Below are 22,416 nucleotides of genomic sequence, written 5' to 3'. Positions count from 1 at the left end.
TCCGAGGCGGATCAGGCTCGGCCGGTGAATCCCAGGACCGGCAGTAGCACCTCGTCGACGAGGGCCAGCGCCTCGGCCTCGGTGAAGCGCCCCTGCCGGGTCTTGGCCCGGTACATCATCATCGCGGGAACGATGTCGAGCACCATCGGCGTGGCGGCCTCCTGATGGATCTCACCGCGCTCCGCCGCCGCCCGCACCACCTGCAGGAGCAGCAGGTGGGCCGGGTCCAGGATCAGCTGGTGGACCAGGCCGATGAAGGCCGCCGCGCGCTCGTGGTCCAGCTCGCTGATCACCGCGCGGGCCGCACAGCCGGGGCGGGAGCTCATGGCCGTGCGCAGCCGGTCGAGCACGGCCAGGAGGTCGGTGCGCAGGCCCCCGGTGTCCGGAGGCGCTCCGGTGGGCGGCAGGTTGGCGCCCAGTGCGTCGAGCACCAGCTGCTCCTTGCTCCCCCATCTGCGATAGAGGGAGGCCTTGCCGGTCTGCGCGGCCGCGGCCACGGCCTCCATGCTCAGCCGGGCGTAGCCGGAGGCGATCAGCTGCTCCAGGGTGGCTTCGAAGATCGCCTGCTCAAGAGCTCGACCCCGGCGCCTGACCGCGACCGGGGGTGACGGGACGGGGGGCGTTGTCCTGTGCATTCCTCTCCACCCCCGAAGCTGACGGCATCTGAGTCTTGTGTCCGTATTTGTCCGGGTCTAGGGTCGACGTTAGTGAACGCCTCCGTTCATTCCAAGCCTTTTCCCGAAACCATCCACCGTGGCACACCTCCCAGGGGGAACCGTGGCCACTTCGAAGACCCTGACCCGCAGCGTTCCGGCCCAGGCCAAGCGTGGCCAGCATGCCGGAATCTCCCTGGCGGTCATCGCGACCACGCAGCTGATGGTCGTGTTGGACATCACCATCGTCAACATCGCGCTGCCCCACATCTCCACCGCGCTGCATTTCACCCCGACCAGCCTTTCGTGGGTACTCAACGCCTACACACTGACCTTCGGCGGCCTGCTGCTGCTCGGCGGCCGCATCGGCGACATCCTGGGCCGCAGACCCACACTGATCACCGGCGTGCTGATCTTCAGTGGCGCCTCGCTGCTCGGCGGACTCTCCACCACGTCCTGGATGCTGCTGGCCTCACGGGCCCTCCAGGGCATCGGGGGCGCGATCGCCTCCCCGACGGCGTTCGCGCTGATCGCCACCAACTTCAAGGAGGGCCCCGCACGGAACCGTGCCTTCGGCGTCTACTCGGCCGTGGCCGGCGCCGGCGGCGCCATCGGTCTGCTCATGGGCGGCATACTCACCTCCTGGCTCTCCTGGCGCTGGGTGCTGTTCGTCAACGTCCCGATCGGCATCGCGCTCGCGTTGCTGGCCCCCCTCTACATCAACGACTCCGAACGCCACCCCGGCCGGTTCGACCTTCCTGGCGCGTTGACCTCCACGCTCGGGATGGTCTCGCTGGTCTACGGATTCATCCGCGCCGCCGAGGACGGCTGGTCCGACGTCTGGACCCTGGCCTCGTTCGCCGCGGCCGCCGTCCTGCTGATCTCGTTCCTGGTGATCGAGTCGCGGACCGCCCAGCCGATCACCCCGCTGCGAATGTTCCGCAACAGGAACCGCTCCGGCGCCTACGTGCTGATGCTCTGCCTCGCCGCCGCGATGTTCGGGATCTTCTTCTTCATGACCCAGTTCATCCAGGACATCCTCGGCTTCAGCCCCATCCAGGCCGGACTGGGCTTCCTGCCGATGAGCCTCTCGATCATCGTGGCCGCGCAGCTCTCGGCGCGGCTGCAGACCCGATTCGGCGCGAAACCGTTCATGATCCTCGGCACCGTCCTGATCAACGGCGGCGCCTACTGGATCACCCAGCTGGACGTGCACAGCAGCTACGCGGGCGGCGTACTGGGCCCGACGATGATCTTCGGCTTCGGCATGGGCTGCATCTTCGTACCGGTGATGCTGACCGCCGTCTCCGGGGTGGCCCCGCACGAGACGGGCTCCGCAACGGGCCTGCTCAACACGACCCAACAGGTCGGCGGCTCCCTCGGACTGGCCATCCTGGTGACGGTCTTCGCGACCGCCCAGCGGAACGAGGCCAAGGCGCTGTTCCCGCACCGTGATCCGAACCAGGTCTTCGTGCACGGCATGACCTCCGCCTTCCAGGTGTCCCTGGTCTTCACAGGTATCGCCCTGCTGATGGCGCTCTTCGTGATGAAGCCTCCGCAACGCCTCGGTCTGATGGCGCAGCCGGCCCCGCCGCCCGCACCGCCCACCTCCTCGGATCCACCCCATGCTGAAGCCGCATGACGAGCCCCACGGGTCACAGCCCTCACATCGATGAGCAACTGTGAACTGTTGGCTGCAGTAATCATTGCTGGTGCTACACGGCTGGTGCCGTTCAGGCTGGAAGCATGAACGACACCAGCCTCCGCGGTTCCCGCGCCCTCCCCCTCGGCCGCTGCCTGACCGCCATGGTGACGCCGTTCCATCCGGACGGAACGCTCGATGCCGACGGCGCACAGAAGCTCGCCGCGCACCTGGTGGACTCCGGATGCGACGGCCTCGTCCTCAGCGGAACCACCGGGGAATCGCCCACCACCACCGACGCGGAGAAGGACCTGCTGACGCGCTCCGTCGTCGAGGCCGTGGGTGGACGGGCCCGGGTGATCGCGGGCGTCGGGACCAGCGACACCGCGCAGTCCGTCGCTCTCGCCCGAGCGGCCGAGCGTGCCGGCGCCGACGGCCTCCTCGTGGTGACCCCGTACTACAGCCGCCCCCAACAGGAGGGCGTGCGCCGCCATCTGAGCGCCGTCGCTGACGCGGTCTCACTCCCGGTGATGCTCTACGACATCCCCCACCGCACCGGGACCCGGCTGTCCGGGGAGACCCTGCGGTCCCTTGCGGAGCATCCGCGGATCGTCGCGGTCAAGGATGTCAGCTACGACCTCGCCGGAGCGGCACGGACCATCGCCGACACGGGCCTGCACTACTACTGCGGCGCCGACGAGCTCAACCTTCCCCTGCTGGCGATCGGCGCCGTCGGGGTCGTCAGCACCGTCGCCAATGTGGCTCCCCGGCAGACCCTGGCCGTGCTCGACGCCTACGCGCGCGGGGACAACGCGGAGGCGCTGCGTCTGCACCAGCAGCTGCTGCCGCTGGTGCAGACGATGATGGACGAGGCGCCGGGAACCGTGACCGCCAAGGCGCTGCTGGCCGACGCGGGCCTGCCTGCGGGCCCCGTCCGGCCCCCGCTGGTCGAGGCCGATCCGGACCTGCGCGACCGGCTGCGAACGGCGTTTCAGAACGCCGGCTGCTCCCGGTAGTCGGCGAGGCACTCGGCGGTCTTGGTCGCGGTGAACTCGACCACGTCGTAGTGGGCGACGCCGCCCTTGGCGAAGGGGTCCTCGGCCAGCAGGGCGTCCAGGGCGGCCCGGTCCAGGCCGCCGACGAGGAGGATGCCGCCCGTGCGCGGCACCTTCGCACCCGAGGCGAGCATCGCGCCCTTGGCGTACTGCTCGTCCAACCAGGCCCGGTGCTCCAGCAGGAGCGCATCCACCTGCTCGATCGGGGCGGTGTAGGAGAGGGTGACGATGAACACGGTTGGGCTCCTAGCCGGTGCGACACCAGCAGATCAGGACCGGCGGATCAGGTCCAGCGGTCGAACGGACGGTCCAGCGTATAGCGGCCGTCCGTCCCCAGAACGAGCGTTCTCATCTCCCCGTTGTCGGGGTTGGACAGCACCTCGAACTCGTCCACGCTCCAGTGGAACCACCGCATGCAGAACAGCCGCATCAGCAGCCCGTGGCAGACCAGCAGCACGTTGGGCGGGTAGTCGGCTCGCTGGAAGTTGCGGTGCAACGTCTCGAAGAAGGCGCCCACCCGGTCGTAGGCGTCGGCTCCGGACTCACCCTGAGTGAAGCGGTAGTAGAAGTGCCCGTACGCGTCACGGAGCTTGCGCTGTCTGCGGATGTCGTCGACGTCCTGGAGGTTCCCCCAGTCCTGCTCGCGCAGACGGGGCTCCTCCATCACGCGCATGCGCGCCTGCTCCAGGCCGAGCAGCTCCAGGGTCTGCCAGGTGCGGGTGTAGGGCGAGACGTACACCTGCACCCGCTCCACGCCGAAGAGCGCCCGCAGCTCCGCACCGGCCGCGCGGGCCTGCTCCCGTCCCCGGGCGGTCAGCGTGAGCGCGTGGTCCGGGACGTGCTCGTAGATCGTCTCGTCCACGTTGCCCTCCGACTCACCATGTCGGATCAGGACAATTCGCTTCGGCCGCGCCATACCGGCCACCGTAACCCAGTGGGGGCCGACGGGCCTCGCCGTCTCACCGCACCGAGCTGTCCCAGCGCCACCACTCCTGCCGGGCCAACCCCGGCAGCTCACCGCGGCCGGCGGCCCACAACAGCGTCGGCCAGGGCGCGAAGCCGCCCGGGGCGTCCGGGAAGAGTCGGTGCAGCACCCGGGCACAGAGGTCCGCCGGAGCCTCCCAGGCAATCCCGAGCCCCTGCGCGAGGTCGTCGGCGTGGACGAGCGTCTCCACCAGCCCCATGGCCGCCGAGCCCTCGGCGTCGGCGATTCCGAACCCGTGGAACGCCCTGGCCTCGGGCGGAGCGGTCCGCACCATGGCGACGAGCAGCGCTCCGCAGGACTCCAGCACCCGGAGCAGCCCGGACGGCCCGGCGTCCCGCTGCGCGAAGATCGTGCTCCTGGGCTTGTCCGGAGCGGTGCGGGCCAACACGAACGGCACGGGCTCCGGAGTGGCCCCCACCGGGGACCCGAGTTCGGCCGCATACGCGAACAGGTCGTCGGCCAGATGCTCGGCGGTCTCCCAGCAGTCCCAGGTGAGCGATCCGGCGGGACGGCTCCAGTCCGCCTCCAGGGCGGCGGGCTGCCGCAGCATGGCCACGGTCAGGGCGACCCCGTGCGCCAGATCGTCGGCCGTGACCAGCCCCGGACCACCCTGCGCTCCGTCACGCACCGGCATGGCCACCCGCCTCCTTGGTCACCGCGTCCAGCAGCGGCGAGAGCTTGTCGGTCAGCGCCTGGAAGTCCCTCGAACGTCCGTCCGACCACTGGGCGAGACCGACGACCGCAAGGCGCTTGGTCCCGGCGAACGCCTGCACGAGGCCGCTGTCCGCCGGCAGCGCCCGCAGCCCGGAGTTCGCGGGCGGAACCTGCACCACCACCTCGTCGTCGGTGGGGTTCGCTCCGAGGGCGAAGACGAGGTGGGCCGCGTCCTGTGGGTCGTTCATGCTGAACACGTCGAGGTCGAACTCGTCACCGGCCGCATCCCGATAGAGGGCGATGGCGACACCCCGGCAACCGCGGCTCTGGGTGATCAGCCCGGCGAGGGTCGGCCCGACCGTGTCCGTCCCGGTGCACACCTTGTCCGTGACCGAGGCGACCCGCGTGTATCCGCCGACCCGTGCCGGGAACGCCTGCGCAGCTGTGACCGCCTCAGCCGATCCGCCCGCCGACGGGGTCCTGGCAGCCGCCTGGACAGGGGTGCTCCCTCCCGGACGGGGCGAGGAATCCGCCGTGCCCGCCGCGGCGGAGTGCCGCGGCGAGCTGGAGAACAGGCCGACACCCGCCAGCACGGCCAGCGTCCCGGCACCGGCGGCCCCGATCAGCAGCCACCGCCGCCACGAGCGCCCGGCCGACTGAGCCACCGGCGTGCGCTCGGCCGCACTGGGCTCGTGGATCCCCTTGCTCTTGTGGAACTCCCGGACGAACTCGTCCCAGAGCTCGTCGCCCGTCCCCTGATCATCCGCAGTCACGCGCGCACCCTAGTGACCTGCGTTGTTCCGTGCAACGACGAAATGTCCCCCGGAGCGGAGGCTCCGGGGGACACTGTCGGTCAATCCGTGCGAACCGTCACCGGTCCGCCGCGGCGGTCAGGCCGGCTGTCAGCTGCAGCCGCTGGTGGAGCCGCAGCCCTCGCACAGGTAGCAGCTGCCCGCGCGGCGCATCTTGGTGCCGCAGGAGAAGCAGAGCGGGGCGTCGGAGTTGATGCCCTGCTGGATCTCCAGCAGCTCCGCGGTGTTGTGCGGGGCCGCCGGGGCCGCGGTCGCCGTCTGGATGACGACCGGGGCGGGGGCCGCCGCGGCGCGCGGGGCGGACTGGGCCAGGCCCTCGACGTCGACGTCCTCCTCGTCGGCCGGCTCGTACGAACCGGTCTCCAGGTGGCGCTGACGCTCCTCGACCGAGTGGATGCCGAGCGCCGAGCGGGTCTCGAACGGCAGGAAGTCCAGCGCCAGGCGACGGAAGATGTAGTCGACGATCGACTGCGCCATGCGCACGTCCGGGTCGTCGGTCAGGCCGGCCGGCTCGAAGCGCATGTTGGTGAACTTCGAGACGTAGGTCTCCAGCGGCACGCCGTACTGCAGGCCGACCGAGACGGCGATGGAGAAGGCGTCCATCATGCCCGCGAGGGTCGAACCCTGCTTGGACATCTTCAGGAAGACCTCGCCGAGGCCGTCGTCCGGGTAGGAGTTGGCGGTCATGTAGCCCTCGGCGCCACCCACGGTGAAGGAGGTGGTGATGCCCGGACGGCCCTTGGGCAGACGCTTGCGGACCGGGCGGTACTCGACGACCTTCTCGGTGACCGCGGCCGGAGCGGCGAACACGGGGGCCACGGCCTTGGCCTCGTCCGAGGACTTGGTCTTGGCCGAGAGCGGCTGGCCGACCTTGCAGTTGTCGCGGTAGATCGCGAGGGCCTTGACGCCGAGCTTCCAGGCCTCGAAGTAGATCTCCTCGACCTCCTCGATGCTCGCGCTCTCCGGCATGTTGACGGTCTTGGAGATGGCGCCGGAGATCCAGGGCTGGATCGCGGACATCATCCGGACGTGGCCCATCGGGGAGATGGAGCGCTCGCCCATCGCACAGTCGAACACCTCGTAGTGCTCGGGCCGCAGGCCCGGGGCGTCCACGACGTTGCCGTGCTCACCGATGTAGGCGACGACCGCCTCGACCTGCTCGTCCTGGTAGCCCAGGCGCTTGAGCGCCCGCGGGACGGTGCCGTTGACGATCTGCATCGAGCCGCCGCCGACGAGCTTCTTGAACTTGACCAGGGCCAGGTCGGGCTCGACGCCGGTGGTGTCGCAGTCCATCATCAGGCCGATGGTGCCGGTCGGCGCCAGCACGGAGGCCTGCGCGTTGCGGAAACCGTTCTTCGCGCCGAGGCGGACGACGTCCTGCCAGGCCTCGGTGGCCGCGGCCCAGACCGGGGTGTCCAGGTCGTCCATGCGCCGGGCAGCGTCGTTGGCCTCCGCGTGCTGGCGCATGACCCGCTGGTGCGGCTCGGCGTTGCGGGCGTAGCCGTCGAACGGGCCGACGACACCGGCCAGTTCGGCGGAGCGCTTGTAGGCGGTACCGGTCATCAGCGAGGTGATGGCACCGGCGAACGCCCGGCCGCCCTCGGAGTCGTAGGCGTGGCCGGTGGCCATCAGCAGGGCGCCGAGGTTGGCGTAGCCGATGCCCAGCTGGCGGAAGGCGCGGGTGGTCTCGCCGATCTTCTCGGTCGGGAAGTCGGCGAAGCAGATGGAGATGTCCATCGCAGTGATGACCAGCTCGACGACCTTGGCGAAGGTCTCCGCGTCGAAGCTGTCGTCGTCGCGCAGGAACTTCATCAGGTTCAGCGAGGCGAGGTTGCAGCTGGAGTTGTCCAGGTGCATGTACTCCGAGCAGGGGTTGGACGCGTTGATGCGGCCGGACTCGGGGCTGGTGTGCCAGTGGTTGATCGTCGAGTCGTACTGGATGCCCGGGTCGGCGCAGGCCCACGCGGCCTCGGCCATCTTGCGGAACAGGCCCTTGGCGTCGATGGTCTCGATGACCTCGCCGGTCATCCGGGCGCGCAGACCGAACTGCTCGCCCTTCTCCACGGCCTGCATGAACTCGTCCGAGACGCGCACCGAGTTGTTGGCGTTCTGGTACTGCACCGACGTGATGTCGTCGCCGCCCAGGTCCATGTCGAAGCCCGCGTCGCGCAGCGCGCGGATCTTCTCCTCCTCCTTCACCTTGGTCTCGATGAAGGCCTCGACGTCCGGGTGGTCCACGTCGAGCACGACCATCTTGGCCGCGCGGCGAGTGGCGCCACCGGACTTGATGGTGCCGGCGGAGGCGTCGGCGCCGCGCATGAAGGAGACCGGACCGGAGGCGTTGCCGCCGGAGGAGAGCAGCTCCTTGGAGGAGCGGATGCGGGAGAGGTTCAGGCCGGCGCCGGAGCCGCCCTTGAAGATCATGCCCTCTTCCTTGTACCAGTCGAGGATCGACTCCATGGAGTCGTCGACGGCGAGGATGAAGCAGGCGCTGACCTGCTGGGGCTGGGTGGTGCCGACGTTGAACCAGACCGGCGAGTTGAACGAGAAGACCTGGTGGAGGAGGGCGTAGGTCAACTCGTGCTCGAAGATCTCGGCGTCGGCGGCGGTGCCGAAGTAACCGTTCTTCTCACCGGCGGCGCGGTAGGTCTTCACCACGCGGTCGATGATCTGCTTCAGGCTCCACTCGCGCTGGGGCGTGCCCACCGCGCCGCGGAAGTACTTGCTGGTCACGATGTTGACCGCGTTCACCGACCAGAAGTCGGGGAACTCGACGCCGCGCTGCTCGAAGTTGATCGAGCCGTCACGCCAGTTGGTCATGACGACGTCACGACGCGCCCAGGTCACCTCGTCGTAGGGGTGCACGCCCGGGGTGGTGAAGATGCGCTCGACGGTCAGCCCGGCGCCGGCCTTGGCCTTCGCCTCGGCCTTGCCCTTGGCCGCTCCGTTCCGGCCGGCGCGGGAGCCGCTCGTGGTGTCTGTCATTGCCGCCTCCTCCTGGGCAAACGCCCTGAGCGCCCCGCTGCTTCCCGGGGTCGCCTGCTGGTTCGTTTGGTTCATGTCGTACAGATCGGCACAGAGTGCCGATGGTGGTGCCGCGCGCAGCCTGGGACGTGCCGAGGGTCAGGGCGTGGGCGCGGGCACGGGGGTCCGCTCGCCGGGCAGCTCGGTGCGGAGCTCGGCGATGGCGGCTTCGAAGTCCTCGAGCGAGTCGTAGGCCCGGTAGACCGAGGCGAACCGGAGGTAGGCCACGACGTCCAGCTCCCTGAGCGGGCCCAGTATGGCCAGGCCGACATCATGAGCGGACAGCTCGGCGCTCCCGGTGGAGCGGACGGCCTCCTCGACCCGCTGACCCAACAGTGCGAGGGCGTCCTCGGTGACCGGCCGGCCCTGACAGGCCTTGCGCACCCCGTTGATCACCTTGTCGCGGCTGAAGGGCTCGGTGACCCCGCTGCGCTTCACCACCATCAAGGCGGCGGTCTCCACCGTCGTGAACCGGCGGTTGCAGTCGGGGCACTGGCGCCTGCGTCGGATCGAGCTGCCGTCGTCGGTGGTACGGGAGTCCACGACTCGACTGTCCGGGTGACGGCAGAAGGGGCAGTGCACGTCCCGCTCCCCTCCTGGCCTGGCTGTGCTCGTTCCGAGGCAGACCACAATCTGTGGGCTGCGGTCCCCTATCTAACCACTAGATCTGGTGTGTCACGCACCGACGCGCCACCGCGTGTCGTGTCGATCGGCTCACGCTTCGCGATCGGTGCAGGTCAGTCGCGAGGCGCCGCGAAAGGGGCGCCGACCGGTCGCAAGGAAGGGGTTTCGAGCACATCCGGAGGTGATCCGTGAGAGGATTCGACTCGAACAAGCGATCGTACGAGCGAGTAGAAATACACCCGGAACCTTGATCACTTCAGGGTTTCTGGCAATAATTCACTCGAACGTGTGTTTGGCGCAACCTTTCGATAGGACCTACCGTTGGCCTATTCAAGGGAGAACGTCCGTAGGTTGAGAGGGGCCGCCGTGACCATCGCCGAAAGCAGCACCGTCCCGGTGCAGGAACGCTCCCAGTTCGCCACCCAGGAAGAAACGCGAAACCTCGCCTCCGGGCTCGTTCCGGACCAGGCTAGCGGCGCTTCCGTCACGCACTCCTCGGGACACTCCTTGGATATTCAAGAAAGCCCCGCACGCGCGCTCCCGGGGCGCCCGCCGGGCATCCGTACGGATGAGGCGGGGCTGACCGAGCGCCAGCGCCGCGTCATCGAGGTCATCCGGGATTCCGTGCAGCGTCGCGGCTATCCGCCGAGCATGCGGGAGATCGGCCAGGCCGTGGGCCTGTCCAGCACCTCCTCCGTCGCCCACCAGCTGATGGCGCTGGAGCGCAAGGGATTCCTGCGTCGCGACCCGCACCGTCCGCGCGCCTACGAGGTGCGCGGCATGGAGGTCGCCCGCCCGGTCCCCGAGGCCAACAGCGGTCGCCCGGCCACCTCCTACGTGCCGCTCGTCGGCCGTATCGCGGCCGGCGGCCCGATCCTCGCCGAGCAGTCGGTCGAGGACGTCTTCCCGCTCCCGCGCCAGCTCGTCGGTGACGGTGAGCTGTTCGTACTGAAGGTCAGCGGCGATTCGATGATCGAGGCCGCGATCTGCGACGGCGACTGGGTCACCGTCCGCCGCCAGCCCGTCGCCGAGAACGGTGACATCGTCGCCGCGATGATCGACGGCGAGGCCACGGTGAAGCGCCTCAAGCGCGAAGACGGACATATCTGGCTCATGCCGCACAATTCGGCCTACGAGCCCATTCCGGGCGACAACGCCACGATTCTCGGCAAGGTCGTAGCCGTTCTCCGGCGTCTTTGAGGTCGGGTGGCGACGCGCAGTCGAAGACGCGTCGCCACACCGCGGGCCGTCGGTGCCTCGCAGCACCGGGATGACGGCCCGCTATTCGCATGTCGGCCCTCCGGACGCCTCCGGGCGGGTCGCGGTCAGCGCACTCGAATCGGCTCCGCCGAGGCGTTGATGGCAGCCAGGGAGCGTCGAACCTGGTTCCGGTCGGTGGTGTACCAGAACTCCGGCATCGAGGACCGGAAGAAGCCGCCGTAACGGGCCGTCGCCAGACGGGAGTCCAGGACGGCGACGACGCCACGGTCCGCGGCCGACCGGACCAGGCGCCCGGCACCCTGCGCCATCAGCAGCGCCGCATGGGTGGCCGCCACAGCCATGAATCCGTTGCCGCCGTGCTCCTCCACCGCCTTCTGGCGCGCGCTCATCAGCGGATCGTCCGGACGCGGGAAGGGAATCCGGTCCATCACGACCAGCTGACACGCCGAGCCCGGAACGTCGACGCCCTGCCAGAGCGACAGTGTGCCGAAGAGGCAACTCTCCGCGTCGGACGAGAAGCGCTTGATCAACTCGCCCAACGTGTCCTCGCCCTGGAGCAGGATCTCCCCGGGAACCCGGTCACGCAGCGCCTCCGCGGCATTCTGGGCCGCGCGCATGGAGGAGAAGAGACCGAGGGTGCGGCCGCCGGCCGCACCGATCAGGTCGGCCAGCTCGTCCAGCATCTCCGGGCGCTCGGGATCGCGGCCGGGGGGCGGCAGATGGCGCGCCACGTAGAGGATGCCCTGCTTGGGGTAGTCGAAGGGCGAGCCGACGTCGAGCCCCCGCCACACCGGCACGGCCGCCGTGCCGTCCAGGGTCTCCCCCACGTCGTCGCGCCCCGTGGAGGAGAGCCCGAGCGACGCCGCGACTCCGGTGAAGTCGCCGCCGAGCTTCAGGGTGGCGGAGGTGAGTACGACGGAACGCTCGGTGTAGAGGTTCTCCCGCAGCAGGCCGGAGACGCTGAGCGGAGCCACCCGCAGGGAGGCGGGCGCGGCCAGGAAGCGGTCGTTGCGGTCGATCCAGACGACGTCGTAGACGCTGCCCTCGAGCAGCCGATCCGTGGTGTCGTGGATCGTCTCGAGCGAGGCCATCGCCTGCTTGCGCACGGCGTCCTCGTCGGTGACGCCCCGGTCGCGGATCTCGCCCAGCGAGGTGATCACCTCACGCGCGGCCTCGCGGATCGCCGCGACGGCGAAGTAGAGGTTCTCCGGGAGCTCCTCGACACGACCGCCGTCGGCGATCTCCATCAGGCCGTGGTAGTTCTCCGCGGCGGCCTGGAGTCTGTCCACGGCCTTCTCGTTGGCGAGCTTCGCCGCGCGCTTGACGGCCCGGTTCACCGCCGTCGTGGTGAGCTCCGCCGTGGCGATACCGGTGACCCGGGAGACCAGTTCGTGGGCCTCGTCGACGACGAGCAGGCTGTGCTCCGGCAGGACCGGCGCGCCCTCCAACGCGTCGATGGCGAGCAGCGCGTGGTTGGTGACCACGACGTCGGAGAGCTTGGCCCGCTCGCGCGCCTTCTCGGCGAAGCACTCGCCGCCGTAGGGGCACTTGGTGGCGCCCAGGCACTCACGGGAGCTGACCGAGAGCTGCTGCCAGGCCTTGTCGGAGACCCCCGGTGACAGGTCGTCGCGGTCGCCCGTCTCGGTCTCGTCGGCCCAGTCGCGCAGGCGGACGATGTCCTGGCCCAGCTTGCTGCTGGGGCCGCCGAGGACCTCGGCCGGATCGAACAGACCGTCCTCGTCGTCGCTCGGCGCACCCTCGTGGGCCCGGTGCAGGCAGAGGTAGTTGGACCGGCCCTTGAGCATGGCGTAGGTGGGCCTGCGCCGCAGCAGCGGATGGAGCGCGTCGACGGTGCGCGGCAGGTCGCGCTCGACCAGCTGGCGCTGCAGCGCCAGCGTCGCCGTGGCGACGACCACCTTGTCGCCGTGCGCGAGGGACGGGACCAGGTAGGCGAGCGACTTACCCGTGCCCGTGCCGGCCTGGACGAGCAACTGCTCCCCGTTGTCCACCGCGGCGGCGACGGCCTCGGCCATCGCGACCTGGCCGGGCCGCTCGACACCGCCGACCGCGGTCACTGCGGCATGCAGCAGCTCGCGGATGCGGGAGGGGTTGTCCGCGTCGGGACCGGCCTCGCCGGTCGGCTCGACCGTCGGCTCGACCGTCGACTGGGAGGCGGCGCCGGAAACGGCCGGTTCGGGCTCAAGGATGCTGTCACTCATAGCCCTCCCACCCTAGAGGGCACCACCGACAATTCGCGGCCGGACGGGTGCGCTCAGACCCGGATCCACCAGCACGGGTTCCTCCTCGCGCGCCGCGCGCAGCACCTGCGGGGAGAACTCGGCCACGGCCAGGCCCGGATCGGCCGTGCCCGCGTCGGCCAGCAGTTCGCCGAGCGGACCCCAGATCGCACTGCGCCCGCCGCCGACATAGGGGCCGCTGGGACCGCAGTGGTTGGCCAGCACCGTGTAGGAGGTGTTGTCCATGGCGCGGGCCGGGAAGAGGAAGCCGCCCGCCTTGGCCGCGAACGGGCCGCTGAACATCGCACCGTTCAGGTACGCGTGGCAGCCGTCGAGCGCGGCGGCGCGGGCGTGTTCCGGGAAGGACGAGTCGAAGCAGATGCTGAGGCCGAGCCGCCAGCCGTCCAGCACCACGGTGGCGCCGCAGGAGCCGGCGGAGAAGCCGGCCGCACGCTCCGAGGGCGTCGCATGCTGCTTGTCGTAGGTGGCTGCTACGTTTCCGTCACGGTCGAAGGCGAGCGCGGAGATGTGCAGCGCCCCGGATTCGGTGCGGGTCGGCGCGCCGACGACGAGGGCGGTGCGGTGGTGGGCGCAGGCCTCGCGCAGGGGGTCGAGGCGAGGGTCGGCTGCGCCGCTGGTGTGGCGGTCCGGGTCGGCGGTGATGCCGGGCAGCTCGTAGCCGGTCAGGAAGAGCTCCGGCAGGACGAGCAGGTCGGCGCCGCGATCGGCGGCGCGGCGGACCAGGTCGGCGGCGGTGGCCGCGTTGGCGACGAGGTCCAGGGCGGTGCAGGCGGCCTGGCCGGCGGCCACGGTCAGTGGGCCGGTGGGCAGGGCCGAGGGCACCCGGGAAAGATCATCCATGTGGCGAGCCTAGTGGCTCCCGGCTCTGGATGTCAGGGGTGAACCAGGGCTGCGGGGCTTTCAGGAGCGGAGCGCTCGACGTGCTCGGCCGGGAGGTCCCGAGCACTCCCCGGGCGACCGAAGGTGGTCCATGCCGTGGCCTCGGGCAGCCGGTGCGCCGGACGGCCGAGCACATCGGAACAGACGGCGTTGAGGATCACCGCGGCCCTGTGGGCACCGAGGCCGAGGTCCGGCGTGCCCACCCCGTGGGTGTGCAGCTCGGCGTTCTGGACGTACAGGCCGGCGGTGACTCCGGGCCAGAGCCCGACCCGGTAGTCCAGGCCGACGCGGTACCGGCCCTTGGCGTCCCAGTCGACCAGGTGGTCGATGGGGTCGAGCAGGGCCGGTCGACGTGCGGCGTAGCCGGTCGCGAGGACGACGAGATCGGTGCGGAGCGTGTACTCGGCGGCCGACTGCGGGTGCACGCAGTGGAGTTCGAGCCCACCGCAGGGGCCCCGACGGGCCGCGAGCACCTCCGTGCCCGGGACGATCTCCACGTCCGGCGCGCCGTGAGCCGCGGTGCGTTCGTACAGGGCCTCGTGGATGGCGGCGAGGGTCTCGGCGCTGGCCGCCTTGTAGAGCTGCCACTGACGTGGCACGAGGGTGTCCCGCACGGGCTCCGGGAGGCCGTGGAAGTACCGCGTGTAGTCGGGGGTGAAGTGCTCGAGGCCGAGCTTGGAGTACTCCATCGGCGCCAGCGCGGCGCTCCGGGTGATCCAGCGGAGCCTCGGTCCGGCCGCCTGGCCCCGCCGGCGCAGCAGGTCGAGGAAAACCTCCGCACCGGACTGGCCCGAGCCGACGACGGTGACGTCACCGAGTGGGCGCAGGCCGCCACCGTTGTCACTGCCCTCCGCCGGCGTGAGGGGTGAGCGAGGAGAGGTGAGGTACTCCCCCGAGTGCAGCACGGGGCCTGCGGTGGCGAGCAGTTCGGCGAAGGCCGGCGGGACGACGGGCTCGGTGCCGACGCCGAGCACCAGATGCCGGGCGAGGTAGGGCTCGTAGCCCGGCACCTCGACCTCGAAGAGCGCCTGTTCCGCGTTCCAGCGGACGGCCTTGACGGGGCTGTCGAAGCGGCAGTTCGGCAGGCGGGTGGCGGCCCAGCGGCAGTAGTCGGCGTACTCCCGGCGGGTCAGGTGCCACTGCTCGGCGAAGTAGAACGGGAAGAGCCGGTCACGGTCACCGAGGTAGGCCAGGAACGACCATGGGCTGGTCGGGTCCACCAGCGAGACGAGGTCTGCGAGGAAGGGCACCTGCATCCGCGCGCCCTCGATCATCAGGCCGGGGTGCCAGCTGAACTCCGGTTTGGCCTCGAGGAAGACGGATCGCAGTCCTGGTACCCGGTCGGCCAGGGCCGCCAGGGAGAGGTTGAAGGGGCCAAGCCCCACGCCGACGAGGTCATGGACGACGCCGGGTGTGCCCAGGGGCTGCGAGGCCTGGCGCTGACCGTCGAGTCGCTGCGGGCCGAGGGGCAGCGGAGCGAGAGGCTGCGACTCGAAGGGCTGCGACTCGAAGGGCTGCGACTCGAAGGGCTGCGACACGAAGGGCAGCGGCTCGAGGGGCTGCAGACGGCGGGACGGGTCGGGCTGGTCCGGTCGGCGGTGGGCGCCGGCTCCGACCGGTGAACGTGAGGGATCCACGGGATGGCTCTTTCGCACGGTGACTGCAGCGTGACTGCACGACGACTGAGGAGGGGGAAGGGAGGGGACAGGATGGTCGCGGCCTGCGGACGCGGGCGCTCATCGCACCCGGTCGTAGACCATGAGCGCGGCATGTTTCTCCGGCAGCAGCAGCTCGGAGTCGTAGCGGAATCCGGCCCGGAGGAAGGCCCGCACGGAGGGCAGGTTCCGCACGTCGGGCTCGGCGACGACGCGGCGGCAGGCCTGTCGCTCGCGCAGGATCCGCTGGGTGAGGGCGGCGATGAGGGTCCCGCCGAGGCCGCGTCCGCGCTGTGCGGCCGGACCGATCAACAGATGCAGACCGGTGTCGTGCGGCCGGGCCGGATAGTGCCGGGCCAGTGGATCGAGATCGGCCCGATAGACCTCCCAGTAGCTCATCGGCGTCCCGTCCAGCAGCCCGAGGCAGGGCATGCTGCGCCCGTCGGCGTCGAGCTGGTCGCGGACGTGGTGGTCGGTGAGGTCGGCGGGCCCGCACAGCTCCCAGAAGGCGGAGACGACAGGATCGTTCATCCACTCCACGAGGAGAGCGAGATCTCGCGGCAGCCGGACGGGCTGGAGCCGGAAGCCCCCGTGGCGGGTGTGCATCACCCCCCAGCGGGCCACCCCGTCGAGCAGGTCGTCCCGTCGCGGCCGGGGCGGGCGCGACCAGAGCGTCGGTGCGGCCTTGGCCGGTGCCGGGGGTCGGTGCTGCGCGGGCAGCGCGGCTGCGGACCTCGTCGCCGAGAGCGGTGCCGAGGACGGCGCCCCGACGGCCGGACGGACCGACGAGAGAGGCGCCGAGGCTGCGGACCCCGCCGGGGCCCCGACGGGGTCGACGCCCGCCCAGGGGTGGTGCTGGTCACTCACGCGCCGGCCCCCGCGAGCGCCTCGTGCCCCGCCGTCGGCCCGCAGGGGGCGGAACCGGTGATCGGCGCGACCGCCAGGGGGTTGGCGAAGGGGACGTAGACCGACTGTGTCTCGACCGGGCCGACGAGCTCGTCCAGGCCCTGGAGGCGCGTCAGCAGGTTCGCCTTGCAGCGCAGGGTGGGCGTCTGCGACAGCCGGGCGGGCAGCGGAGATCCGGTACCGGCCGCGCGCCCGGCCAGGAAGCTGCGCAGCGCCGCGAGCAGCACGCGCTCGTCGGCCAGCCCCTGGGAGCCGAACGCGCCCACCAGACCGAGGAGGTGGTTGATGCCCAGGTAGTAGGCGAACCGCTCGTCAGCGACGGCGTCCGGGACGAAGGTGTCACTGGCGCGTCCGAGACCGGGCAGACGCCGATCGAGGGACAACGCTGCGGACTCGCGGAAGTAGTACCCCTGGTTGTCCCGGTAGCGGCCGCCGACCGGCCAGCCCTCCTCGTCGAGGATGACGAGCGTGTTCTGCTGGTGCGCCTCCAGGGCGATGCCCGCGTGGCCGTCCAGCCAGAGGATCGGGAGCACCACGGCGTCGAGGTGACGGAGGAACCACTCGGCCGCCACGGTCGGGACCGGCCGACCGGTCCGGGCGGAGAGCCGGAGGACGAGCTCGGCCAGATGCGAGGCGTACCCGCCCCGCCACGGCCGTTCCGCGACGAGACCGGCCAGGCAGTGGGCCCGGTCCTGGGCGCCGAACGGGTTCTGCCGCAGCACGGTGTCGAAGCCTCCGGCCGCACCCGGGTCACCGGCCGTGCCGGGGAGGTCGACGCCGATCCACGCCGGGTCGCGGACGATGTCGAACCGCGGGTGCGCACGGCGCCACTCGGCGCCCAACCCGGCCTCCAGCAGGCGGTGCACCTCGGCACCTCGCAGGAGTTCCTTGCGCAGGTTCTCCCGCCGGGAGTTCGTGATGCGCAGCCCGAGCGAGAGCTTGAGCATCCACGGGGTGCCCGGCTGGTAGACCGTGCGCACGGAGGAGGTCGGGTACCAGAGGCCACCCGCCTGCCCGAGGTCGTGCAGCCGCCCGTCGTCGAGCAGCGCACGCACCTCCGGCCGATTGCTCAACTCACGGGCCTGCCAGGGATGCACGGGGACCAGGACAGTGCCCTCCGGTGGGGGTGGCGCGTCCTCGCCACGCAGCGCGGCGGTGATCCGCGCGGTGCCGTCCACGCCGAGCCGGTCGTCCTGCGGACCGGCGCAGGTCACGGAGCCGTCGGGCCGACCGGTGGTGTGCCCCGACGACGCCGCCCACGCCGGCAGCAGACCCTCACCCGCGGCAACCAGCGCGCGGTCGACGGCGAACCAGTGCAGCCGCAGGGCGCCGCGCAACTCCGGCGCGTAGGCGGCGGCTTCGGCGTCGCCGAGACCCTCGCGGCTCTTCGGGGTCGGGTGCAGCGGATGTCCGAGCAGCAGGGCCTGCTCGGAGCGGAGGAACGGCGTCGCGGCCGGCCCCGGCTCGGCGGCCGCTCTCCGCTCCGCGACGAACCGGGCGGTGCGGCGCACCGAGTCGGCGACGCGACCGGCGAGGTCCGCGGAGTCGGCCCGCTCGGCGGGATCAGCGGGAGCGACGGGATGGGCGGAGCCGGCGGGACCAGGCGAGTCGGCGAGGTGGTGCTCGGTGCCTCCGCGCACCCCCGCCGTACGGGCGAGCAGGGCAGCCACGATGACGGCGTCGGCGGCGGCAGGGCCGGTGGCCGTTCCTGTCGCGGGTTGCAGCACGGCCCGGCCGAAGCGGTGCCAACCGGCGGCGGAACGGTAGCGGACGGGTGCGCGCAGCAGCAGCCCGTCCGCCACGGGGACGTCCAACCACTGCCCGGCCTCGGGCACCGCCGTCCCGGTCTCACGGACCCAGCACCGCAGCAGGTTCTCGGTGGCCGCAGCGTCCGCGACGACGGACGGATCGGGATGGTGCAACGGTTCCTCGGCCGACTCGGCGCGAGCGCGCCCCTCACGAACCGACTCGGGGCGCACGGGCTCGGCCGGGGTGCTGGAGGCGGGGGACTGCTGCGCGGGGACGGTGGTCACGCGGGCTTCTCCTGGGTCGTGCTGGGGCGGCGCCGGCCGGGTCCGTCACCGCCGCGTCGGTCGCGCTCGACGGCGGCACCGGCCGCGACGACGAGGGCGAGCAGGCGGTCGAGATCGGCCTCGGTCGTGTGAGGGTTGAGCAGGGTCAGCTTGAGCCGGACTCCCCCGCCGGGCCCGGGCAGTTCGGTGCGTCCGACGACGGCCGTCCCGTTGGCGAGCAACAGTCGCCGCAACTCGGCGTTGACCTCGTCGCCGACCGAGAGGACTGCCGCAGGAGCTGCTGGAGGATCTGCCGAAGGAGCTGCCGGTGAGGCCGCCGCCGAAGGGACTGCCGTCGGCAGGGATGCCGCCGAAGCGGCTTGCCGCGACGGGCTCTCGGACGCGCGGACGGTGTCGTCCGAGCCCCCCTCGCCCTCCGGGAGATAGCGGAAGAGCACAGTCGTCAACACCGGTTCCGCCACCAGTTCGAGGCGGGGTTCGGCTGCGATCACGCGAGCCGCGTGGCGTGCGAGATCGTGGCAGCGGTCGACCAGGGCACCGAGGCCGGACCGGCCGAGGGTTCGCAGCGTGACGGCGACCTTGAAGGCGTCAGGGCGCCTGGTCGTTCGCAGCGAACGACCGAGCAGCGAGGTGTAGCCCGCCTCCTCGTCGTCCGCCGGGTTGAGGTAGGCGACGCGCTGCTCCAGCGGGCTCAGCGTGGCCGCGTCCGCGGACAGCAGGACACCCGCGGCGACCGGCTGCCACCCGAGCTTGTGCAGGTCGAGGGCGACCGTGTCGGCCAGGCCCAGCCCGTCCAGCAGCGGAGCCAGGCGGCGGGAGAACAGCGCGCCGCCGCCGTAGGCGGCGTCGACGTGGAACGGCACGGCGTGGCGGCGGGCGACGGCGGCGATGCTGCGCAGCGGGTCGATCGCTCCACGGTCCGTGGTTCCGGCTGTCGCGACGACGCAGCACGGGACGTTCCCGGCGGTGCGGGCGTCGGCGAGGCTCCAGTCGAGCAGGCGCGGGTCGAGGGCTCCGTCGTCGCCGGTCTCGATCGGGACGACCGCGTGTGCGCCGAGGCCGAGGACCCCGGCGGCACGGGCGAGCGAGAAGTGGGCGACCGCCGAGCAGAAGATCCGGAGGCGTCCGGCGGCCTCGGTGGGGATCGCGCCACCCCCCTGCACACCGAACTCGCGCGCCAGGACCGCGTCGCGGGCCACGAGCAGGGCCATGAGGTTGGACTCGGTGCCGCCCGTGGTGAAGACACCGCGGGCTGCCTCGGGCCGCTCGAACCCGACCGTCTCCGCGAGCAGGCGCAGCACCGCCGTCTCGAACTCGGTCCCACCCGGCGCCTGGTCCCAGGAGTCGAGGGAGGGGTTCAGTGCGGCGACCGCCAGATCGGCCGCGGCCGCGACAGCCAGCGACGGGACGTGCAGGTGGGCCGCGCAGAGCGGATCGGCGGGATCCACGGCGGTCGACGCGAGCGCGCGGGTCAGCTCCGCGAGGGCGTCCGGGTCTCCCGTCTCGGGCAGGAGGGCGCCGGGAGTGAGCAGGTCACGCAGCACGCTCGCCACACCGGTCGGCCCGCCGGCGGGCAGGGGCCCGCCACGCGCCTCCGCGCCGACCCGCAGCGCGCCCAACACCTGGGCCAGGTAGGGGGCGAGGGCCTCCGGGCCGTCCGCTCCCCCCGCGAGCGCGGCGCCCGGCGCGAGGCTGCGCGGCGCGAGGCTGCGCTGCGCGACCTCCATGCCGGCGACATCCCCCCGCAGGCGGGCCGGCGCCGGCCCTGGGTCAGATCCGGTCACCACCCCCGTTGCAGGCGCGTGGGGGGATGTGGTCGCAGTCGCCGCTCCCAAGGGGAGCTCGCCCAGACGTCGGCCGGTGACGTCGGTGCCGCCCGCAAGCTGCTCACCACCCGAGCCGACCGTCTCCGCAGAGCCGTCGGCGCCGTCGGACCCATCGGCACCAGCCGCGTCGCGGGCATCGGCAACGCCACCGCGCTCGATCGCGCCGCCCTCCTCAGGGCCCTGGCCACGCGGGCGTCCGGGGCTCACGTCGCACCGCCGGAACGGGGCATGGGCATGGGCATGGAAGCCGGCACGAGCCCGGCGGCGGACGCAGGCCCGGAAGAAGACGCAGGACCGGCGGCGGCCCCTGGCCCAGAAGCAGACGCAGGACCGGCGGCGGACGCAGGCCCAGAAGAAGACGCAGGACCGGCGGCGGCCCCTGGCCCAGAAGCAGACGCAGGACCGGCGGCGGACGCAGGCCCGGAAGCGGACCCGGCGGCGGACGCAGGCCCGGAAGCAGATGCGGGCCCGGAAGCGGACCCGGCAGCAGACGCAGGCCCGGAAGCGAACCCGGACCCGGCTGCGGACGCAGGCCCGGCGGCGGACCCGGGCAGAGTCGTGGGCTCCGGCGCGGCGGATCGGGCGGCAGGGACGCGGTGTGGTGCTGTGGCCTCGCCCCGTGGGGAGACCGAAGACGCGAGGGTGCCTGGGACCGCCGAGGCGGCCGACAGCCAGGCCGGGCCGTACAGCGCGCGGCCGGCCGCGACGATGGAGTCGGCGAGACGCTCGAGCACCGCCTCCGCCTGCTCGTCCGTCATGGTGAGCGGGGGCAGCAGCCGGACCACTGAGCCGTGGCGGCCGCCGAGCTCCACGATCAGGCCGTGGCGGAGGGCCTCCGCCCGGACCGCCTGGGCGAGCTCGGGGGCGGCTGGGCGGGCACCCAGGTCGTCGGGGGCGAGTTGGTGGTCCACCAGCTCGACACCGATCATCAGGCCTCGGCCGCGCACGTCGCCGATGACGGGCAGTTCGCGTTGGAGGCCGCGCAGGCGGGCCAGCATGCGGGCGCCGAGCTCGGCGGCGCGGGCGGCAAGGCCCTGCTCATGGACGAAGCGGAGGGTCGCCGCGCCTGCGGCCATGGCGAGTTGGTTGCCACGAAAGGTGCCGGCGTGGGCGCCGGGCGACCACACGTCCAGCTCCGCGCGGTAGACGATGGCGGCGAGCGGGAGGCTGCCGCCGACGGCCTTCGAGACGACCATCACGTCCGGCTCCACGCCGGAGTGCTCGACGGCCCAGAAGGCGCCGGTACGGCCGACGCCGGTCTGCACCTCGTCGACGATCAGCGGGATGCCGTGGCGCGCGGTCAACTCGCGCTGCTCGCGCAGCCATGCGTCGGGTGCCGGGATGACACCGCCCTCACCCTGCACGACCTCGACGAGCATGCCGGCGGGGCGCTCGACGCCGCCCTTCGGGTCGTCGAGCAGGGAGGCGGTCCAGCGGGTGCCCAAGCGGGCGCCGGCCGCGCCACCGACACCGAACGGACAGCGGTAGGCGTACGGATAGGGCAGCCGGGTCACCGAGGCGCCCGCGCCACCCCCCTCGCCAAGCCCGGCACGGACGGCGACGTCGCCCGTCGCGGCGAGTGCGCCGGCGCTCTGGCCGTGGTAGCCGCCGGTGAAGGCGAGCAGGCCGTTGCGGCCGGTCGCCAGGCGGACCAGTTTCAGGGCTGCCTCGACGGCGTCCGTCCCGGCGGGGCCGCAGAACTGGATGCGGGCGTCGCGGGCCATCGACGGCGGCAGGGTCTCGAAGAGCGCGGTGGTGAAGTCGTCCTTGACCGGCGTGGCCAGGTCGAGGACGTGCAGGGGGGCCTCAGCCTCCAGCACGGCGCGGATGGCCTCCAGCACCACGGGGTGGTTGTGGCCGAGCGCGAGGGTTCCGGCGCCGGCCAGGCAGTCGAGGTAGCGGCGACCGTCGGCCCCCTCGACGGTCATGCCTCGGGCGCGGACCGGCACGATCGGCAGCGAGCGGGCGTAGGTACGGGCGGCCGACTCTCGCGCGGCCTGCCGCCCGAGGATCGCCTCCGCGCCACCACTGTTCGCGCCGAGAGCGTTCGCACCGGAGCTGCTCGCGCCGAGAGCGTTCGCACCGGAGCTGCTCGCACCGGAGCTGTTCGCGCCGAGGGTGCTCGCGCCGGAGTTGCTCGCACCGGAGCTGTTCGCGCTCAGGCTGTCCGCAGTACCGCTGTTCGCGCT

The 22,416-nt window shown here is 71.8% G+C and carries 16 protein-coding genes and 1 pseudogene; 3 read left to right on the top strand and 14 right to left on the bottom strand.

The features are described 5' to 3' along the window. Positions 1-11: 11 nt before the first annotated feature. A complete protein-coding gene (locus tag BMY61_RS09525; RefSeq protein WP_042441827.1) occupies positions 12-635 on the bottom strand; it encodes a TetR/AcrR family transcriptional regulator in 624 nt (207 codons plus the stop codon). 142 nt (positions 636-777) lie between these two features. Here BMY61_RS09525 and BMY61_RS09520 point away from each other — a divergent pair, with 142 nt between their 5' ends. Both BMY61_RS09520 and dapA read left to right on the top strand, forming a co-directional pair. Continuing rightward, on the top strand, positions 778-2,295 hold the full coding sequence (locus BMY61_RS09520; RefSeq protein WP_063773144.1) for an MFS transporter: 1,518 nt from the start codon (positions 778-780) through the stop codon (positions 2,293-2,295). A gap of 104 nt (positions 2,296-2,399) precedes the next feature. Further along, positions 2,400-3,311, top strand: coding sequence for a 4-hydroxy-tetrahydrodipicolinate synthase (gene dapA / locus BMY61_RS09515; protein ID WP_042441828.1), 912 nt, complete (start codon positions 2,400-2,402; stop codon positions 3,309-3,311). Here dapA and BMY61_RS09510 read toward each other — a convergent pair. The 6 genes from BMY61_RS09510 to nrdR form a co-directional block, all read right to left on the bottom strand. Next, positions 3,287-3,586 carry a YciI family protein gene (locus BMY61_RS09510; protein WP_042441829.1) on the bottom strand — a complete coding sequence of 100 codons (300 nt, stop codon included), beginning with the start codon at positions 3,584-3,586 and terminating at the stop codon, positions 3,287-3,289. The two genes, dapA and BMY61_RS09510, sit on opposite strands and share 25 nt — an antisense overlap. A 47-nt stretch (positions 3,587-3,633) precedes the next feature. After that, positions 3,634-4,266: a histidine phosphatase family protein gene (locus BMY61_RS09505; protein WP_042441830.1), complete on the bottom strand. Its 633-nt coding sequence runs from the start codon at positions 4,264-4,266 to the stop codon at positions 3,634-3,636. A 43-nt stretch (positions 4,267-4,309) separates the two neighbouring features. Continuing rightward, the gene (locus BMY61_RS09500) at positions 4,310-4,969 is read right to left on the bottom strand and encodes a maleylpyruvate isomerase N-terminal domain-containing protein (RefSeq protein ID WP_042441831.1); all 660 of its coding nucleotides are present in this window, start codon (positions 4,967-4,969) and stop codon (positions 4,310-4,312) included. Beyond that, positions 4,956-5,762, bottom strand: a complete 807-nt coding sequence (locus tag BMY61_RS09495) for an alpha/beta hydrolase family protein (protein ID WP_042441832.1) — start codon at positions 5,760-5,762, stop codon at positions 4,956-4,958. The genes BMY61_RS09500 and BMY61_RS09495 overlap by 14 nt, the downstream gene beginning before the upstream one ends. 129 nt (positions 5,763-5,891) lie before the next feature. Further along, on the bottom strand, positions 5,892-8,786 hold the full coding sequence (locus tag BMY61_RS09490; protein ID WP_042441833.1) for a vitamin B12-dependent ribonucleotide reductase: 2,895 nt from the start codon (positions 8,784-8,786) through the stop codon (positions 5,892-5,894). 138 nt (positions 8,787-8,924) lie between these two features. After that, on the bottom strand, positions 8,925-9,407 hold the full coding sequence (nrdR, locus tag BMY61_RS09485; protein WP_042441834.1) for a transcriptional regulator NrdR: 483 nt from the start codon (positions 9,405-9,407) through the stop codon (positions 8,925-8,927). Positions 9,408-9,956: 549 nt separating this feature from the next. Here nrdR and lexA point away from each other — a divergent pair. Further along, positions 9,957-10,649: a transcriptional repressor LexA gene (gene lexA / locus BMY61_RS09480; RefSeq protein WP_042441993.1), complete on the top strand. Its 693-nt coding sequence runs from the start codon at positions 9,957-9,959 to the stop codon at positions 10,647-10,649. 125 nt (positions 10,650-10,774) lie between these two features. On the opposite strand, the gene BMY61_RS09475 is transcribed toward lexA, so the two are convergent. From BMY61_RS09475 to BMY61_RS48755, 7 genes and pseudogenes are all read right to left on the bottom strand, one after another. Further along, positions 10,775-12,889 carry an ATP-dependent DNA helicase gene (locus BMY61_RS09475; RefSeq protein ID WP_082014648.1) on the bottom strand — a complete coding sequence of 705 codons (2,115 nt, stop codon included), beginning with the start codon at positions 12,887-12,889 and terminating at the stop codon, positions 10,775-10,777. Between the two features lie 12 nt (positions 12,890-12,901). After that, on the bottom strand, positions 12,902-13,768 hold the full coding sequence (locus BMY61_RS09470) for a carbon-nitrogen hydrolase family protein (protein ID WP_042441835.1): 867 nt from the start codon (positions 13,766-13,768) through the stop codon (positions 12,902-12,904). Positions 13,769-13,800: 32 nt separating this feature from the next. Further along, positions 13,801-15,444, bottom strand: a complete 1,644-nt coding sequence (locus tag BMY61_RS09465) for a lysine N(6)-hydroxylase/L-ornithine N(5)-oxygenase family protein (protein WP_342342515.1) — start codon at positions 15,442-15,444, stop codon at positions 13,801-13,803. Between the two features lie 99 nt (positions 15,445-15,543). After that, positions 15,544-16,329 carry a GNAT family N-acetyltransferase gene (locus tag BMY61_RS09460; protein ID WP_052438247.1) on the bottom strand — a complete coding sequence of 262 codons (786 nt, stop codon included), beginning with the start codon at positions 16,327-16,329 and terminating at the stop codon, positions 15,544-15,546. Then, positions 16,326-18,401 (bottom strand): IucA/IucC family protein, encoded by a 2,076-nt coding sequence (locus BMY61_RS09455; protein ID WP_063773145.1) that lies wholly within the window; start codon positions 18,399-18,401, stop codon positions 16,326-16,328. Before BMY61_RS09455 ends, BMY61_RS09460 begins: the two co-directional genes overlap by 4 nt. Next, positions 18,398-20,128: a pyridoxal phosphate-dependent decarboxylase family protein gene (locus BMY61_RS09450; RefSeq protein ID WP_075003828.1), complete on the bottom strand. Its 1,731-nt coding sequence runs from the start codon at positions 20,126-20,128 to the stop codon at positions 18,398-18,400. Before BMY61_RS09450 ends, BMY61_RS09455 begins: the two co-directional genes overlap by 4 nt. 788 nt (positions 20,129-20,916) lie before the next feature. Then, positions 20,917-22,239 (bottom strand): annotated as a pseudogene (locus BMY61_RS48755) (diaminobutyrate--2-oxoglutarate transaminase family protein); the annotation flags it as partial. Positions 22,240-22,416 lie beyond the last annotated feature (177 nt).

The organism is Streptacidiphilus jiangxiensis, from assembly GCF_900109465.1.
GTDB lineage: Bacteria > Actinomycetota > Actinomycetes > Streptomycetales > Streptomycetaceae > Streptacidiphilus > Streptacidiphilus jiangxiensis.
This window is presented reverse-complemented; position numbering and strand designations above follow the sequence as displayed.

Excerpts from the sequence above, each read along its gene's own strand:
- BMY61_RS09525 (WP_042441827.1), bottom strand. The coding sequence starts at position 635 with ATGCACAGGACAACGCCCCCCGTCCCGTCACCCCCGGTCGCGGTCAGG.
- dapA (WP_042441828.1), top strand. The coding sequence starts at position 2,400 with ATGAACGACACCAGCCTCCGCGGTTCCCGCGCCCTCCCCCTCGGCCGC.
- BMY61_RS09505 (WP_042441830.1), bottom strand. The coding sequence starts at position 4,266 with ATGGCGCGGCCGAAGCGAATTGTCCTGATCCGACATGGTGAGTCGGAG.
- BMY61_RS09500 (WP_042441831.1), bottom strand. The coding sequence starts at position 4,969 with ATGCCGGTGCGTGACGGAGCGCAGGGTGGTCCGGGGCTGGTCACGGCC.
- BMY61_RS09490 (WP_042441833.1), bottom strand. The coding sequence starts at position 8,786 with ATGACAGACACCACGAGCGGCTCCCGCGCCGGCCGGAACGGAGCGGCC.
- BMY61_RS09475 (WP_082014648.1), bottom strand. The coding sequence starts at position 12,889 with ATGAGTGACAGCATCCTTGAGCCCGAACCGGCCGTTTCCGGCGCCGCC.
- BMY61_RS09470 (WP_042441835.1), bottom strand. The coding sequence starts at position 13,768 with ATGGATGATCTTTCCCGGGTGCCCTCGGCCCTGCCCACCGGCCCACTG.
- BMY61_RS09450 (WP_075003828.1), bottom strand. The coding sequence starts at position 20,128 with ATGGAGGTCGCGCAGCGCAGCCTCGCGCCGCGCAGCCTCGCGCCGGGC.